Origin of the sequence: Flavobacterium sp. GT3P67 (genome assembly GCF_004349155.1) — a bacterium.
Classification (GTDB): Bacteria; Bacteroidota; Bacteroidia; order Flavobacteriales; family Flavobacteriaceae; genus Flavobacterium; species Flavobacterium ranwuense.
In genome coordinates, this window is sequence record NZ_SMLF01000008.1 from 50,538 (window position 1) to 67,373 (window position 16,836).

General features: G+C 34.0%; 17 protein-coding genes. 13 read left to right on the forward strand and 4 right to left on the reverse strand.

Annotation, left to right across the window (positions count from 1 at the left end):
• Positions 1-114 precede the first annotated feature (114 nt).
• The 9 genes from E0H99_RS12925 to ftsY all read left to right on the forward strand — a co-directional run bounded on the left by E0H99_RS12925 (position 115) and on the right by ftsY (position 6,009).
• Positions 115-885 carry a 3'-5' exonuclease gene (locus E0H99_RS12925; protein WP_131996210.1) on the forward strand — a complete coding sequence of 257 codons (771 nt, stop codon included), beginning with the start codon at positions 115-117 and terminating at the stop codon, positions 883-885.
• 60 nt (positions 886-945) lie between these two features.
• Positions 946-1,557: a fumarylacetoacetate hydrolase family protein gene (locus E0H99_RS12930; RefSeq protein ID WP_131996213.1), complete on the forward strand. Its 612-nt coding sequence runs from the start codon at positions 946-948 to the stop codon at positions 1,555-1,557.
• Entirely contained in the window at positions 1,557-1,901 is a 345-nt protein-coding gene (locus tag E0H99_RS12935) for an Hpt domain-containing protein (RefSeq protein WP_131996216.1), read from the forward strand. Before E0H99_RS12930 ends, E0H99_RS12935 begins: the two co-directional genes overlap by 1 nt.
• 221 nt (positions 1,902-2,122) lie before the next feature.
• Positions 2,123-2,836, forward strand: a complete 714-nt coding sequence (locus E0H99_RS12940; protein WP_131996219.1) for a hypothetical protein — start codon at positions 2,123-2,125, stop codon at positions 2,834-2,836.
• A 62-nt stretch (positions 2,837-2,898) separates the two neighbouring features.
• Positions 2,899-4,149 (forward strand): CinA family nicotinamide mononucleotide deamidase-related protein, encoded by a 1,251-nt coding sequence (locus E0H99_RS12945; protein ID WP_131996222.1) that lies wholly within the window; start codon positions 2,899-2,901, stop codon positions 4,147-4,149.
• Positions 4,150-4,224: 75 nt separating this feature from the next.
• Positions 4,225-4,461, forward strand: a complete 237-nt coding sequence (gene rpmB / locus E0H99_RS12950) for a 50S ribosomal protein L28 (RefSeq protein ID WP_024980263.1) — start codon at positions 4,225-4,227, stop codon at positions 4,459-4,461.
• 27 nt (positions 4,462-4,488) lie between these two features.
• Positions 4,489-4,671: a 50S ribosomal protein L33 gene (rpmG, locus tag E0H99_RS12955; RefSeq protein WP_017495179.1), complete on the forward strand. Its 183-nt coding sequence runs from the start codon at positions 4,489-4,491 to the stop codon at positions 4,669-4,671.
• A gap of 76 nt (positions 4,672-4,747) precedes the next feature.
• Positions 4,748-4,900, forward strand: coding sequence for a DUF4295 domain-containing protein (locus tag E0H99_RS12960; protein WP_073370281.1), 153 nt, complete (start codon positions 4,748-4,750; stop codon positions 4,898-4,900).
• A 128-nt stretch (positions 4,901-5,028) separates the two neighbouring features.
• On the forward strand, positions 5,029-6,009 hold the full coding sequence (gene ftsY / locus E0H99_RS12965; RefSeq protein WP_131996225.1) for a signal recognition particle-docking protein FtsY: 981 nt from the start codon (positions 5,029-5,031) through the stop codon (positions 6,007-6,009).
• A 187-nt stretch (positions 6,010-6,196) separates the two neighbouring features.
• Here ftsY and E0H99_RS12970 read toward each other — a convergent pair whose 3' ends face one another.
• On the reverse strand, positions 6,197-7,273 hold the full coding sequence (locus tag E0H99_RS12970; protein ID WP_131996228.1) for a serine hydrolase domain-containing protein: 1,077 nt from the start codon (positions 7,271-7,273) through the stop codon (positions 6,197-6,199).
• Positions 7,274-7,497: 224 nt separating this feature from the next.
• On the opposite strand from E0H99_RS12970, the gene E0H99_RS12975 reads away from it, so the two are divergent.
• Both E0H99_RS12975 and E0H99_RS12980 read left to right on the forward strand, forming a co-directional pair.
• Positions 7,498-7,938, forward strand: coding sequence for a lipocalin family protein (locus E0H99_RS12975; RefSeq protein ID WP_131996230.1), 441 nt, complete (start codon positions 7,498-7,500; stop codon positions 7,936-7,938).
• Positions 7,919-8,215, forward strand: coding sequence for a DUF721 domain-containing protein (locus E0H99_RS12980; protein WP_099715934.1), 297 nt, complete (start codon positions 7,919-7,921; stop codon positions 8,213-8,215). Before E0H99_RS12975 ends, E0H99_RS12980 begins: the two co-directional genes overlap by 20 nt.
• Positions 8,216-8,354: 139 nt before the next feature.
• Here the strand turns inward: E0H99_RS12980 and E0H99_RS12985 are convergent, their stop codons facing one another.
• The 3 genes from E0H99_RS12985 to E0H99_RS12995 form a co-directional block, all read right to left on the reverse strand.
• Positions 8,355-8,774, reverse strand: coding sequence for a nucleoside-diphosphate kinase (locus E0H99_RS12985; RefSeq protein WP_039109514.1), 420 nt, complete (start codon positions 8,772-8,774; stop codon positions 8,355-8,357).
• 89 nt (positions 8,775-8,863) lie between these two features.
• Positions 8,864-10,453 (reverse strand): bacillithiol biosynthesis cysteine-adding enzyme BshC, encoded by a 1,590-nt coding sequence (gene bshC, locus E0H99_RS12990; protein ID WP_131996233.1) that lies wholly within the window; start codon positions 10,451-10,453, stop codon positions 8,864-8,866.
• A gap of 85 nt (positions 10,454-10,538) precedes the next feature.
• Positions 10,539-13,907 carry a T9SS type B sorting domain-containing protein gene (locus E0H99_RS12995; protein WP_131996236.1) on the reverse strand — a complete coding sequence of 1,123 codons (3,369 nt, stop codon included), beginning with the start codon at positions 13,905-13,907 and terminating at the stop codon, positions 10,539-10,541.
• A gap of 145 nt (positions 13,908-14,052) precedes the next feature.
• Between E0H99_RS12995 and E0H99_RS13000 the strand changes: the two genes are divergently transcribed.
• Both E0H99_RS13000 and E0H99_RS13005 read left to right on the forward strand, forming a co-directional pair.
• Positions 14,053-16,251, forward strand: a complete 2,199-nt coding sequence (locus E0H99_RS13000; protein WP_131996239.1) for a B12-binding domain-containing radical SAM protein — start codon at positions 14,053-14,055, stop codon at positions 16,249-16,251.
• A gap of 99 nt (positions 16,252-16,350) precedes the next feature.
• A complete protein-coding gene (locus tag E0H99_RS13005; protein ID WP_131996242.1) occupies positions 16,351-16,836 on the forward strand; it encodes an acetyl-CoA carboxylase biotin carboxyl carrier protein subunit in 486 nt (161 codons plus the stop codon).

Consider the following 16,836-nt stretch of genomic DNA (forward strand, 5'->3'; position numbering starts at 1 on the left):
TTTTTAAAAATCAGTCGGGTTTTCTTTTTTTGAGGTTTTCAGGAACTTTATACTTTAAACTTTTAACGAAATTAAACCCAAATTTCTATATTTGTATCCACACAAAATTTAAAAATGGAACTTAAACTCAATAAACCAATTTGCTTTTTCGATCTTGAAACCACAGGAATTGACATAGGAAAAGATAGAATTGTAGAAATCTCAATATTTAAAGTTTTCCCAAACGGAAACAAAGAAAGCAAAACTTGGTTGGTTAATCCAACGATTCCAATTCCACCGCAAACAACGGCTGTTCATGGAATTACCGATGAAAAAGTAGCGAATGAGCCTACTTTTAATGAACTGGCAGCGCAAGTTTATAATATGATTAAAGACAGTGATTTAGCTGGATTTAATTCAGATCGATTTGATATTCCGTTATTGGCAGAAGAAATGCTACGTGCCGGAGTAGATTTTGACATGAAAAATAGAGTTTCGGTTGATGTACAGACAGTTTTTCATAAAATGGAAGAACGTACCTTGAGCGCGGCACATAAGTTTTATTGTGGAAAAACGCTTGAAAATGCACATTCTGCAGAAGCGGACACCATGGCGACTTATGAAATATTAAAAGCGCAACTAGATCGTTATCCGGAACTGGAAAACGATATGAAATCATTATCGGAATTTACGACAAGAAAGAAAATCGCTGATTTTGCAGGAATGATTGCTTTTGATAAGGATGATGAAGAAATTTTTGCTTTTGGAAAACACAAAGGAGTGAAAGTGGGTAAAATTCTGGAAACCGAGCCCGGTTATTTCAGTTGGATTCAAAATGCGGATTTTCCGTTGTATACCAAAAAAGTTTTAACGGCAATCAAACTTAGAAAACTAAATACAAAATAGTAATCAGTAATCAGTGTTCCGTCTGAACACTAAATACTGAACACTGAACACTTAAAAAGCATGAAGATCATCTGCATCGGTAGAAATTACACCAATCATATAGCGGAATTACATAACGAAAGACCAACGGAACCTGTGGTTTTTATGAAGCCGGATTCGGCTGTTTTGTTGAAGCAGCATCCATTTGTAATCCCGGAATTTTCGGAAGATATTCACCACGAAATTGAAATTATTGTCAAAATAAATAAAGTGGGAAAATACATCGAACCTAAGTTTGCCCATAAATATTATGACGAAATCAGTGTCGGAATTGATTTTACAGCGCGCGATTTACAGGATAAATTAAAAGCAAAAGGGTTGCCTTGGGAAAAAGCAAAAGCATTTGACGGCTCGGCAGTTATAGGAGAATTTTTACCGAAAAATCAATTTAGTTCATTAGAAAATATTACTTTTGAATTAACCAACAACAATAAAACGGTACAAATCGGTAATTCCAGCCTTATGTTGTGGAAAATTGATGAGCTTATTTCGTACGTTTCTCAGTTTTTTACGTTAAAAATTGGCGATATTATTTTTACAGGAACTCCGGAAGGAGTCGCTGCAGTAAAGCCGGATGACGTTTTGGAAGGATTTTTAGAAGGACAACAACTATTTAGAATACAGGTAAAATAATGGCTATAAATTACAACCTTTCAAAAGTGTACGCACTTTCAGACAACGATCCAGAATTTGTGAATGAAATTTTGACTTTGTTTGTTACTGAAGTTCCAGACGATTTACTTCAAATTAAAGAAGGAATAAAAAAGAAAGACCACAAGCATGCTTATGCTTATGCGCACAAGATAAAGCCTACGCTTGATTTAATGGGTTTAAACATGGCTTTTGAAGAGATTCTTCAAATCGAAGCCTGGACCAAAGCCGAAGGTAAAAAGAAAGACATCAAAGAAACTTTTAGGAGCGTAAAAAACCAAGTTAACGACGCTGTCAAAGAAATCAAAAAAGATTTCGATTTGTAATATTGGGGCGTGACCCGCTGAAAAAGCGGGTCGGGCTATCCGTTACAAACGAAGTTCACTGAACTCCTGTAAAAATAACTATTAGGTGAAGTAATCTCCCGAAAAAGCGGGAGGATTTTCACTTCTATCCCTCACGCAAACTGCAAATGAATACTGTCTTTTAACGACTGCGTATTTTTAAAAACTACAACTTAGAACTGTTTTTGGTATAAAAGACAAATATGAAATACAAAATAATACTCCTGCTGTTTTTATTGTCTTCTCTTAATATGTATTCTCAGAAAAAATATTTTTTTGACTATATTTTGGAGTACAGTTTGCGATTAAATGAAACTTCAAAAACCGAAAAAATATATTTATTAACTAATTCTCAAGACGATAGTTATAGTGTGTATGTTTATCAAGATAAAGACAGAGCATCTGATTTTGTCATAGATTTTAATAATGATAAAGGAATTAGTAGTTATACAGCAATTGAAAAAAGTGAATTTTTCAAGGCAGAAACAATAGAATTATCCTGTGAAAATTTACGTTTTTCCTCTCGAAAAAATGATAAATATGAATCTAATCGATACATATTTACAAATGAACTTGACACATTAATAAATGGTTCGCTTCATAAACATTATACTATGAAGTATAGTAAATCTAGAGATTCAAAACTTTACAAAAAGGGAGCTGCACATTATATTGTTGAGAATAATACGGAATTTCATAAGCCATTAGAGCTTTTATCGATATCATTTGATGTTCAAAAAACGAGTAAAATATTTCCTAATGGTATTGCAAAAGAAGTTTTTACTACGAGTTTTGATAAAAAAAGTAAAAAGTTTGTTTATGAATTGTTACAGTATGTGAAAATTAAAAAATATTTTATTATTCCTGAAAACTGTGATCCTAATGCGGCAATACCACTTAAATTGATATTTAAATAATTTTTTTTTAAATAGTAATATTTTTAAATTTTTAGAAACTTCTAAATTCCTAAATTAGAAAAATGAAAGCAACTATAGTTACCATAGGTGACGAAATTTTAATAGGTCAAATTGTCGATACAAATTCTGGTTTTATAGCTAAGTCATTAGATAAAATTGGTGTTGAAATCAACGAAATGATTTCGATTAGTGATGATAAAAAACACATTTTAGATACGTTTGCAGCGCTTCAAAACAAAGTCGATTTGGTTATTATTACTGGTGGTTTAGGACCAACAAAAGATGATATTACCAAGAAGACATTCTGTGATTATTTTGAAGATGAATTAGTTGTTGATCAAAAAGTGCTGGCTCATGTTACACAACTTATAGAAGGTTTTTACAAGCGAACAATTACTCAAATCAATAAAGATCAGGCGCTGGTTCCGTCAAAATGTACGGTGCTTCACAACCAGGTAGGTACTGCGCCAGGAATGTGGATGAAAAAGGAAAATACCGTTTTTATTTCGCTTCCCGGAGTTCCTTATGAAATGAAGTATTTAGTGGAAAATGAAATCATTCCAAAAGTAGTGCGGGAATATAAACGTCCTTATATCATCCATAAAACAATTCTCACGTACGGACAAGGCGAAAGTCTTGTGGCGGAACGAATAGAGGATTGGGAAAATAATCTTCCGGAATTTATTAAGTTGGCTTACTTGCCTGCGCCGGGAAGAGTTCGTTTGCGTCTTTCGGCTCGTGGGACAGATAAAGATAAACTAGAAGCTGCTCTTGAGGAAAATGTAAACTTGCTGGATGCCATAATTCATGATATTATCGTCGGTTTTGATGATGATGAAACCTTAGAGGTCGTAGTAGGAAAAATGCTGATAAAACAAAACAAAACGATTTCCACTGCGGAGAGTTGTACCGGAGGTAATATTGCAGCAGTATTGACATCAGTTTCTGGTTCTTCAAAGTATTTTAAAGGAAGTGTTGTTTCGTACGCAACAGCCGTTAAAATTGATGTTTTGGGCATTCCGGAAAGTCTCATAAAAGAAAATTCGGTAGTGAGTAGAGAGGTTGTTTCGGCTATGGCTTTGAACATTAAAAAGATGATGAAAACGGATTATGCAATTGCGACAACCGGGAACGCAGGACCGTCAAAAGGAGACTCAAATGCGGAAGTTGGAGCTGTTTTTATCGCATTGGCAACACCAAGCGAGGTAATTGTTGAGGAATTTAATTTTGGTCAACCCCGTGAAAAAGTGATAGATAGAGCTGTAATTAAAAGTTTAGAACTATTACAGAAAGAAATTTTAAAAAATGTGTAGTAAATTTGTTGCTTAATAGGTTTATTTTTCTTTTCTTTGCACCCTGATTTTGAATAACGATAAAAGATAAGTATAATGTCAAGAGTTTGTGACCTTACAGGTAAAAGAGCGATGGTAGGAAATAACGTTTCTCACGCTATGAACAAAACTAAGAGAAAATTTTCTGTAAACTTAGTTAAAAAGCGTTTTTATCTTCCAGAAGAAGATAGATGGATTACTCTTAGAGTAGCAGCATCTACGATAAAAACAATTAATAAAAATGGAATCGCTGCAGTTTTGAAAAAAGCGCAGTCAGAAGGATTTATTAAATAATCCATTCCAAAATAAAAAAATAGCAAGATGGCAAAGAAAGGTAATAGAATCCAGGTAATTTTAGAATGTACTGAGCACAAGACTTCAGGTGTTGCAGGAACTTCAAGATACATAACAACAAAGAACAAAAAAAATACACCAGACAGATTAGAGATTAAAAAATTTAATCCAATCTTGAAGCGTGTAACTGTTCACAAAGAAATTAAATAATAATTAGAGATTTTAATAAAAATCTCAAATGGTCAACATTTGAGGATTTTATTTAAATTTAAATAACATTTGAATCATGGCAAAGAAAACCGTAGCATCGTTACAAACATCTTCTAAGAGATTATCAAAAGCCATCAAAATGGTGAAATCTCCAAAAACAGGTGCATATACATTCGTAGAATCTATTATGGCTCCTGAAGCTGTTGATGAGTTCTTGAAAAAGAAATAATTAACAATCACATTATATAGAAAAGCTACTTTCATTCGGAAGTAGCTTTTTTATTTTCTATATTTACCGTTAGAAAAACGTATTGGTTCTTTGGACTTAAATACTTCATTCTTAATACTATTTATACAATGAGTTTTTTCAAAAGAATATTTTCATCAGAGAAAAATGACCCGAGCCTAAGCGAACAGGCGAAGCAAACATTAGACAAGAGTCTTGAAAAATCAAAAACAAATTTCTTTTCGAAGTTAACCAAAGCTGTTGCCGGAAAGTCAAAAGTTGATGAGGAGGTTTTAGATAATTTAGAGGAAATCCTTGTTGCCTCAGATGTTGGTGTGAATACTACATTAAAAATAATTACCAGAATCGAAAATCGTGTTGCTTCAGATAAATATCTTGGTATAGAAGAACTCAATCAAATTCTGAGAGAAGAAATTGCTGCCTTATTATCAGAGACAAATACTGGAGAAGCCACTGAATTTGTAATTCCAATTCAGACGAAACCTTATGTTTTAATGGTGGTTGGGGTAAATGGTGTCGGAAAAACGACTACCATTGGTAAATTAGCTTATCAGTTTAAAAAAGCAGGTTATAATGTGGTTCTTGGTGCAGCCGATACTTTTCGTGCCGCTGCCATCGATCAGTTGCAAATATGGGCGGATAGAGTAGGCGTTCCTATTGTTCGTCAAGATATGGGAAGTGATCCTGCTTCGGTAGCTTTTGATACCTTACAATCAGCAGTGGCACAAAATGCCGATATCGTTATTATTGATACTGCAGGTCGTTTGCATAATAAAATTAATTTAATGAACGAATTGACCAAAGTAAAACGAGTGATGCAAAAAGTCGTTGGTGATGCACCACATGATGTATTATTGGTTTTGGACGGCTCAACCGGTCAGAATGCTTTTGAACAAGCGAAACAATTTACAGCCGCTACTGAGGTTACTTGTTTAGCCGTTACGAAACTAGACGGAACTGCAAAAGGCGGTGTCGTAATTGGTATCTCAGATCAATTTCAAATTCCTGTAAAATATATTGGTGTGGGGGAAGGAATTGAGGATCTTCAGGTTTTTAATAAGTATGAGTTTGTAGATAGTTTTTTTAAATAATAATTAGAATGGATTTTTCTTCTTTAAAAAATACACCTCCGATGTATCTCTATTTAGTGAGTATCATTTCTTTTATATTGGCAAATCTTATTCGAGATAAAAGTCTTGGTTTTTATTATTTTTTGTTGATAATAGGTTTGGTTTTCTTTGTTTTAGGTTTTATGAGACGTTTGAAAACCAAGTAGGCTTATTGGTACAAAGCACTAATTTTTTGCCACAAAGTTTCATCAAAATCGGATAACGCAAAAGTTGGATTGTCAGGATTTGCAAAATCTCCCATTCTTATAACGACCATTTTCTTGCTTGGAATAACATAGATTTTTTGATCGTTTTTCCCCAGTGCCATAAACATATCGACTGGAGCTGTTGGTATCAAACTGCCATTGAATTGCAGTTGGCTTTGTGGCAAATGATAACTTGATTTTCCATTCAGCCACCATAAATACCCGTATCCCAGATTTATAGTTTGTGAAGTGTTTGTAGCTTCATTAAGATAATTTTCACTTACTATGGTATTGTTTTCCCATTTTCCTTTGTTGAATAATAACAAACCGAAACGTGCCATGGAACGAGTATTACTTCCATAAACAGAATTATTGCCTAACTGAAACCAGGCACCATCCATTCCTATTTTATCTTTCAATTTAGTGTTGAAATAGGCATTCCAGGTTTGACCGCTTGCTTGAGCAATCACATCCTGTAATTTTACATATACGTTATGATACGCCCAACGTGTTCCTGCATCTGCTTTATATTTTAGGCTCGCTGGATCAATATCATCCGTACTGTCATCTAATCCAGAAGTCATATTGAGTAAATGTTTGTTTGTAATCAAGTTTTCTTTTGCTAAAGGCAAACTGGTCCAACCGGTTCCGATGTATTGTGAAACTTTAGTATTGATGTTGATTAAGTCTTCTTGTTGAGCAATTCCTGTTACAGTTGATGTCAGTGTTTTTCCGGCGCTTGCCCAATACCAATTACTCGTTGCGGAATGACCGTTGAAATAATGTTCCATTACGATTCTTCCGTTGACAAGAATGATGAAAGATTTTGAATTTTTGAGTTCCAAATAATCTAATAACGGTTGCACATCAGATAGTTTCCAACCTAAACTCGCAATAGATTTTGTTTCCCAAGTTGTACCGGTTAGAGGAGGGAAATAGAGTGTTTCTGCAGGTGTTGGAGTAGGAGTTGGTTCAACAGTATCGGAACTGCAGCTACTACAAAAGAATGCGATGATGAGACTGTAGATTATTTTTGACATCTTGCTACTGATTTATTTCTAATTCCTTTAAGACCAAAAATATAGAAAATAGTTTAATGTGTTTCTACTATTTTTGTTTTCTTTGAATTTAATAAGAGTAACTTTGTATTTAGAATAAACGGGATTTAACCCGAATACCCTAGCCCTGATGGAAGCGGCATCCCACGCTTTTTTTGCGTGGATATAGCGTACAGCAGGAAGCAGCTCCTAAAAATAATAATTATATGAAAAACACATTTAGCATTCTTTTTATAGCATTCCTTTTTGTGGGGTGTCACCATAAGATTAAGCCTGTAGATATTTCTAAAATAAACGGATATTGGGAAATTGAAAAAGTTGTTTTTGATGCTGGGAAAGACAAGGATTATGGCATGAATGAAAGTTATGATTTTTTTAAAATAGATGATAATAAAGGGTTTCGGAAGAAAGTGATGCCGCAATTGGACGGGACTTTTTTAGTGAATGATGTTTATGAAAACGTAACGGTGCGATTTGCCGATGACAAAGTATTTTTAGATTATTCGACGCCGTACATGAAATGGAGTGAGGAGTTAATTGCTCTGTCAGCGGAGGAATTAGTATTGCTGAATACAGAAAAAACGGAATATCATTACAAGAAAGCAACATCAATAAATTTACTGGGCGATGGCAAAACGACTAAATAATCAAAGTACGATAGGGGATGTTTTGAAACAAATTATCCAAGTGAATAAACTCCAACCCGGAATGGATCAAATTGACGTTAAAGACGCATGGAAAAATCTTATGGGAAATGGTGTGAATAATTACACTAAAAATGTGGTTTTGAAAGGAAGTACTTTGTATGTGGAATTGAGCTCTTCAGTATTGAGGGAGGAATTAAGCCACGGCAGATCAAAAATTGTGGCTATGATTAACGAGGAATTGAGACGTGATGTGGTGAAAGATGTTGTTTTGAGATAGTGATTTTAGATTATTGATTAATGATTTCAGATTTCAGATTTCTTTGTCATAAAAAATCCCGTTTCAATTTGAAACGGGATTTTTTTTATTTAAAGATTTCTAAACCTTAATTCAAAAATCGTTAATCTTCAATCATAAATTAAAATTGCTCTCTTCCAGCAAAATGGAAAGCACCTTCGATAGCTGCATTTTCATCGCTATCAGAACCGTGAACTGCATTTTCTCCGATAGAAGTTGCGTAAGCTTTACGGATAGTTCCTTCAGCAGCTTCAGCTGGGTTTGTAGCACCAATTAAAGTTCTGAAATCTTCAACAGCGTTATCTTTTTCTAAAATAGCGGCAACAATTGGTCCTCTTGACATGAATTCAACTAATTCACCGTAGAAAGGTCTTGCAGCGTGAACTTCATAAAAAGCTTGAGCATCAGCAACAGTTAATTGCGTTAATTTCAAAGAAACGATTTTGAAACCTGCAGTAGTAATCATTGCAAGTATGTTTCCGATGTGTCCGTTAGCAACAGCATCAGGCTTGATCATTGTAAATGTTCTATTTGTAGCCATTTTTTTTGTGTTTTTTAAATTTTGTGCAAAAATAGTATTTTTTTATTGATTATTTTTACAAATATGGCATTCAAATGACTGTAATCTGATTAAAGTAGAATAATGTCAAATTTTTTATCTAAAGGTTTCAGCTGATTTATTAATGTCGGAATCAGATTATCACCATTTTCCATATAAAATTCAGAAAAATTAGTTTGGCGTTCCTGTAAACTTTGGTTAGGAAACAGTTCGTTTTGTAGGTCTGCGATGCGATGTAAAATATCGCTTAATTTTCTTTTCTGTGCTTTGAGCAAACGTTTCTCCAGATTTTCTAATCCTTTGGTTTGTTTTGCTTCCTGCGCTTTTACGGCTCCAATGAAAGATTCATCTGTTTTATTTGCTACGTCATAAAGAATACTAAATTGTTTTTGCAATTGCTCTTTCAGATGTGTTAAATCGATTGGAAATTCAGATAATTTTTTGGTTTTAGTATTTATTAAATCCGTCTGTTTTGAAAATAAATCTGCCCAATTCAAGTCTAATTTGTCTGCTTTTTTAGCTTGCTTTTCAGTAGCTAATAGTACAGAGTTTCTAAGTAAAAGTATTGGAAAAGTTACTTTTACGGATTCAAAAAAGGATTTCAATTCTAACCAATAGGCAATTTCCCCACCTCCGCCTATGTAGCATAAATTAGGGAGAATCACTTCCTGATACAAAGGACGCATGATCACGTTTGGACTGAATTTTTCAGGATGATTCTCTAAAAGTGTTAGAATTTCATTTTCTGAAAACTCAATTTTGGTATGGTTTACTTTGTAGGTATTGTTTTCAAAGAGGATGCGTTCTCGTAAATCATCTTCGATGTAAAACAAATTGATTTCACGGGGATTCACTTGAACTGTATAGTCTTTTAATTTTTCAGCGGTTTCTAATACCAATTTATGGGATGACTGGTGTAATAATTCTTCTTTTACAAAAGGAATGAAGTTGTGTTTTAAATCTGCATTATCCGCATCCAAAATGACTAAACCATAAGCTCCAAAAAGCGCATTGGCCAAAAATCTCGTGGCATCGGCTAAATTATCGTGATTGAGATAGGAATCCTTAAACAGTTTTTTGAGCGTATTTGCATTGGTGCTGGAACCTAATTCCAGTGCGTATACTTCAAGGAAATCAGCTAAACCTTCAGTAGACAATCGACCAACAGGACCTGTACTTTCTTTGTTCCAACGAAACTTTTTGCCTTTAAAATTAAAATAATTGATTTCTTCAAAATCATGGTCTTCGGTCGCCATCCAATAAATGGGAACAAAATTATAAGCAGGATATTTCGCTTTTAATTCATGGGTTAAATTAATAGTGGAAATAATTTTGTACAAAAAATACAATGGTCCGCTGAATAAATTCAGTTGATGACCAGTGGTAACGGTAAATGTATTGGAATTGGCTAAAGCGGCAATATTTTGCTTTGTTAAAGCCGAAGTTTCAACCGTAGCGTATTGTTTTTGTAAAACAGAAACCAAAGAAGCTCTGGAAGTATCATTAAAATTAGCTTGCTTTTCTTGAATTTGTGCTTCAAAGTTTTCAAGATTTGGAAAACGATGGTATAAAGAGTGAAGAGGACTTTTTTCCTCTAAATAATCATTCATTAAAGTAGAAAAATATCCGGAATTATGATAGCTGATACAGTCGGTTGGCATGTTTTGAGTTTCTAAATTTGTCGCTAAAGTAAGAAAAAGTAAAGTTATGTTTTTTTGGTTTAAGATATGTTTAGGAAAATAATACTTATCGCTTTAAACTAAAATGTCCTTTGTATTCTTTTCCATCAGCTCTGGTCGCTACAAACCAATAATCATCTGGTGCAAGTTCGTGTTCATTCATAGTTCCGTTCCAAGCTCCATTTTGGATTAATTCTTTGATTAATTTTCCATAACGGTCAAATATTTTTACAGTCAAGTTGATTTCCAAGTCTGAAAATTTAATATTCCAAGTATCATTAAAACCATCACCATTTGGCGTAAAGTATTTTGGGTACATCAATAAAAAGACTTCATCTGTGGCTGTTCCACAACCATTTTTATCCCTGACATGTAGGGTATATTCACCACTATACAATGCCGAAAATTGATTGTTATCCTGAAAATGAATACCGTCAATTGAATATTCGAAATCACCTGCGCCGGATGCAAAAATGGTGATTATATTCTCCTTGTCAGTCCAGTCTTTCGTCTCTACAGAAGTAATAGTGGCAATATTTGATTTTCGTACTTCAAAATTCTTTATGCTCGAACAAGAAATGGTGCTGTAATTATTGGTAACTGTTACTGAAAAATTGCCGGGAGTAGATACCATTATCGAAGATGTCGTTGCACCGGTTGACCATAAATAGATATCAGAACCTGAACCGGCATCAATAGTAATGGTATTGTTTTCACAAATGGGTACTATGTCCTGAATTGAAATAATTGGTTTTGAGAGGAGAGTTAATTTCAATTCAACAATGGCATAACAAGGATTATTTGAATTGATGCGAACGTAGATTTTGTTGTCGCCTACGACTAAGTTGTAATTTGAAAAATTAGTGATTTGATTGGCTGCCAATTGATTTTCTGCACCTAAAATAGTTGAATAATAATAAAAGGTATATCCTGAAGTACTTGAAATTAGCTTCGAATTATAGTCTGATAAATTTACTTTTTCAGAACCGTCATTCAAATCATCACAAAATAATTCTGCATAATTATTTGCCGGTAAGGTGTTTATTAGTGAAACGGTAATGGCTAGTTTATTAGGGCTTTCGCAGCTGTTTTCTGTTTGCGAAGCATAATATGTTGCGCCATCTTGCAAAGGAGTTGAATTTGGCAAAAGCGTTCCCGAAGCATTATACCATTTTATTACAGTTCCCGAAACTACAATAGTATCTAAAGTTGGATTTTGACTGGAACAAAAAGTTTGACTTGCATTTCCTGTTGGAGCAGAAGTATTTTGGATATTTATTAGGACAGGAATTCTATCACTTTGGCAACCATTAATTGTCTGCGAGGCATAATAAGTTGTTCCGTTTTGTAATGAAGTTGTGTTTAACAAAAGAGTTCCATTTGTTAAAGCATCATACCATTTTATGTTTTGACCAGAAATTGCAATATCATTTAAAGTTACGTTTTGTTGGATGCAAAAATTTTGGGTGGAGGTTGTAGTTGGAGCTAAAGGTTTTGCAATAGTGTAAAGTTTTAAATTTGTCTCAACAAAACAGTAAGGGTTACCTTGAAAAGAACTTCTAATTATAATAGTCTCTTCATTTTTATTTGTATATGGGTTAGGTAATGGGCTAGGTAATGCATTTCCATTTGAATCAAAATATTCGACCACTAAATTAGATTGATTTCCAATTATCTCAGAATTTATATTTGAAGTGTCGAAAGAATTAGATATTCCAGATCCGGAAATACTTTCGCAAGCATAAATAGGATTTACAGAATTGATAGAAGGGGCATTGGTGATTGTGATGTCTTTTTCTAGAGTTTGCGAATCAGTGCCGCAGTTTACAATTACTTTGATATGATAAGTACCTGATGATGAAAACTGGTGTGTTGGATTATTAATTGTTGCACTATTTGATGATGAATTAGGGTCGTTAAAATCCCAAGTAATTGAATCAAATGTTCCGTTTACATTAAAGTTTGTGAGTGTATTAAAACAGGTGTTTTCAGCGATTATTTCACCAGTGGCAGTTGATGCATCAAGTTTATATTTATAAAACATAACATCGCTGGCATTGTTACCGCTATTATTATTGATAACAGAACCGTTGATAGTCAATGGTGAACTTTGAAAACTTGCGGTTAAATACAGGTCATTTCCATTAAATAAAATCGGGTTAGCAGCATCAGTAGACATGCCTTGCGAATAATAATTTGTTCCAGATGATTTTAGGATAAATTCAGATTCAAAGTTGTTTAAGTTTACTTTAAAAAGTACTAAATCCTCATTATTGTACACAGACGCACCACTAGTATAAGTTCTACTTTTGATGGTTGCATTAGGAAATGTCATTGTGCCGGTAAAACTGGAAAAAATATACAATTCATTTCCTTTTTCAGTTAAATAAGCTGTATTTCCGAAAGAGTTGCCATCCATTCCGGGAATGTCCAAACTAGATGAGTTGTTAATTTGTTTAATTCTTTCTAAGTTTCCTGTAGTAATATTGAATTCTGACAGAATACTTTGGGTTAAATAAAATCCCGTATTAGGATCTGTATAAATAGTTCCAAGTATATCTACTAGTTTGTAAAAAGCACCCCACAAATATAATTTGTCATTAGTAGGATTATAATATAAAAGAGTTGGTCTATAAAAAGATTCATTCTTAGTTTTATTGTTAGAAATTTCTTTACTCCAAACAACATTGAGATTGGTATCGATTTTATCAATGTCTGAATGAGTATAATTACTATTAGAACTTGAATATCTTGAGAAATATAAATCTCCATTTTTATCCATTTCCGAGCTAGTATAATCATCATTGCTGGTTCCAAATTTTTTAGCTTCTTTTAGATTTCCATTAAGATCAAATTTGGCAATGAATAATAATGGATGATACACATAATATCCAGTATAAACGGTATTTGTGAGTGTTATTTGATTGTTGATTGTTATTCCAGTATAAAATGTTCCAGTTATATAAATAATATCATTGTGGATATAGATATCTCTCATTCCGTAATCCGCACCATTACCTATTGATCGGTTCCAAACAAAATTTCCATTTTTATCAAATTTAAGTAGATTTAATCCAGGATACATAGGCAAACCGCTAAATAATTGCGGAAAAGGTCCTACAGCATTATGAGCATTATACCAAGTAAATAAAACATATATATTGTCTTGGCTGTCAATTACTAACTTGCTTATGTAGAGACTCCTTTCGTCAATTTCTTTTTTCCAAACCAAATTGCAATTAAAATCATATTTGTAGATAGACATCCAATCTCCAAAATTCCCTCCATTCTTTGCTAAGTATATACCATCGCTTGTTTTCTTTAAATCGGCAGTAGCATCACCATTCCAACCACCTAAGTTTTTGGCACAATCAAAACATTGACTTTGCATTGTAAATGAAAAAGTAAAAAATAAAAAAAGTAAAATTCGCTTCATAAGTAAGATTTATAGCAAGGTAAATGTAATTAAAGATCTACAAAATAAATCCAAAGATCAAACATTAAAAATAGAAATAGAACTTCAAAAATCTTTTACTGAAAAGATTATAAAATCCCTTATTTTTGCACCAAACTTATTTCTTTTGAAAACCAAATTATTCTTAATTACGCCTCCTTTTACCCAACTGAATACCCCGTATCCGGCAACTGCTTATATCAAAGGGTTTCTGAATACCAAAAACATTGAGTCTGTTCAGGCGGATTTGGGTATCGAAGTGATTTTGAAATTGTTCTCGAAAGAAGGACTTGAAAATTTGTTTAAAGTTTCAGGTTTAAAGATTAGCGTTGGAGAAATCTCAGACAACTCAAAACGTATTTACGCTTTACAAGATGAATATCTAAAAACGATCAATCCTGTTATTGCTTTCCTTCAAGGAAAAAATCCAACATTGGCGCTTCAAATTTGTCAGGAAGATTTCTTGCCGGAAGCGTCCCGTTTTGCGCAATTGGAAGAGCTCGATTGGGCTTTTGGAACCATGGGAACACAGGATAAAGCGAAACATTTAGCAACTTTATACCTTGAAGATATCTCTGATTTTATAGTCGAATGTGTCGATGATAATTTTGGTTTCAGCCGCTATGCAGAACGTTTAGGACGAAGTGCCAATTCTTTTGATGAGTTGTATGACGTCTTGCAACAGGAACCAACCCATATTGATAATTTACTTCTTTCAATTCTAAAAGAACGAATCGAAACTATTCAACCTACATTATTCTTGATTTCAGTTCCGTTTCCAGGGAATTTATATTCTGCTTTTCGTTCGGCACAATGGGTGAAAAACCATTATCCGCACATCAAGATTTCGATGGGTGGCGGTTTTCCGAATACCGAATTGCGTTCGCTTTCTGATGCCCGAGTTTTTGAGTTTTTCGATTTTATTACGTTGGATGATGGCGAAATGCCAATCGAAGAATTAATTTCCAATATTGAAAATCCAGATTACAATTCGTATAAAAGAACATTTCTGTTGGAAGACGGAATAGTAGTTTATAAAAATAATTCTCTAAAACACGATTACAAACAATCGCAAGTGGGAACACCTGATTACTCGGATTTGCTTTTGGATAAATACATTTCGGTTATCGAAATTGTGAATCCCATGCACCGCATGTGGAGCGACGGACGCTGGAATAAACTCACCATGGCGCACGGTTGCTATTGGGGGAAATGTACATTTTGCGATATTTCTTTGGATTATATCAAAATTTACGAACCCGTTGCTGCCAATTTATTGTGCGACCGAATGGAAGAGATGATTGCCCAAACAGGTGAAAATGGATTCCATTTTGTTGATGAAGCCGCACCACCGGCTCTAATGCGCGCTTTAGCACTCGAAATCCTTCGCAGGAAATTAGCGGTCACTTGGTGGACGAACATTCGATTCGAAAAAAGTTTTACCAGAGATTTATGTTTGTTGCTCAAAGCTTCCGGTTGTATCGCTGTTTCCGGCGGTCTTGAAGTGGCTTCGGATCGATTGTTGAAACTGATTGACAAAGGCGTAACGGTCGAACAAGTCGCCAAAGTCACCCGAAATTTCACCGAAGCAGGTGTCATGGTTCATGCCTATTTGATGTACGGTTATCCAACACAAACCATTCAGGAAACCGTAGACAGTCTGGAAATGGTGCGACAATTATTTGAAGTGGGCGTGTTACAATCCGGATTTTGGCATCAATTTGCCATGACCGCGCACAGTCCCGTGGGCTTGTATCCAGAGAAATTTGGTGTGGTCAAAGAAACCGAAATCATTGGAACTTTCGCAAATAACGATATTAATTATACCGATTCAACAGGAATCGATCATGATAAATTCAGTTTTGGACTCAAGAAATCCTTGTTCAATTTCATGCACGGAATCTGTTTTGATTATGAGTTGCAGGACTGGTTTGAGTTTAAAATTCCAAAGACTAAAATTTCACCTGATTTTATTTTGGATGCGTTGCACGAAGAAGAGGATTTCAATAGTAAACCCACAGCTAAAATTGTTTGGTTAGGCGGGAAACCATTTGTAGAACATTTTGCCAAATCTAAAAAAGGGAATTCTTGGGAAATGATGACGCTGACTTTTCATGATAAAAAAGAAAGTTTCAGCATTCAAACGAATAAAAATGAAGGGGAATGGCTGGTAGAAATACTGCAAAAGATCTCTGTTTCGAATGCTAAAATTTATACATTTCAAGAAATAAAAAAAGATTTTGAAATGAAATTGGAAGACTTTGAATTGTTTTGGTACTCAAAGCCTATTAAAACTCTCAGAGAGTTTGGGTTATTAGTCTTATAAGTTTTTCCACCTAACTATATCTATTTAGCATAAAACTTAATTTTTGGTTTACGAAAACGTTTTCTTTTACTTATTTTTACGATTCTAAAATAGAAACAAATGAGTATTGGTTATAAAGTTAATGTAAACGACACTTTTCATTTTGATTTGGAAAAGGAAAGTGTTTCACAACTGGATGCAGTGAGTGTGGAAACGAATAAATTCCATATTTTACACGAAAACACACCTTATCAAGCGGAAATCATCACTTCTGATTTTCTTCAAAAAAACTACACAGTCAAGGTAAACAACAACACGTATACTGTTGCCATTTCAAACCCTTTGGATATTTTGATTAAGGAAATGGGATTCGAAACGGGACTTACGAAACAAGTCAATTTTATCAAAGCACCTATGCCCGGATTGATTCTCGAAATCAGTGTAGTAGTAGGACAAACTGTAAAAGAGAACGACAACCTAATTATTTTGGGTGCTATGAAAATGGAAAACAGTTTTCTTTCCCCGCGAGATGGCGTTATCAAAGCCATATCGGTACTGATGGGAGATGCCGTAGATAAAGGACAGTTGTTAATTGAATTCGAATAA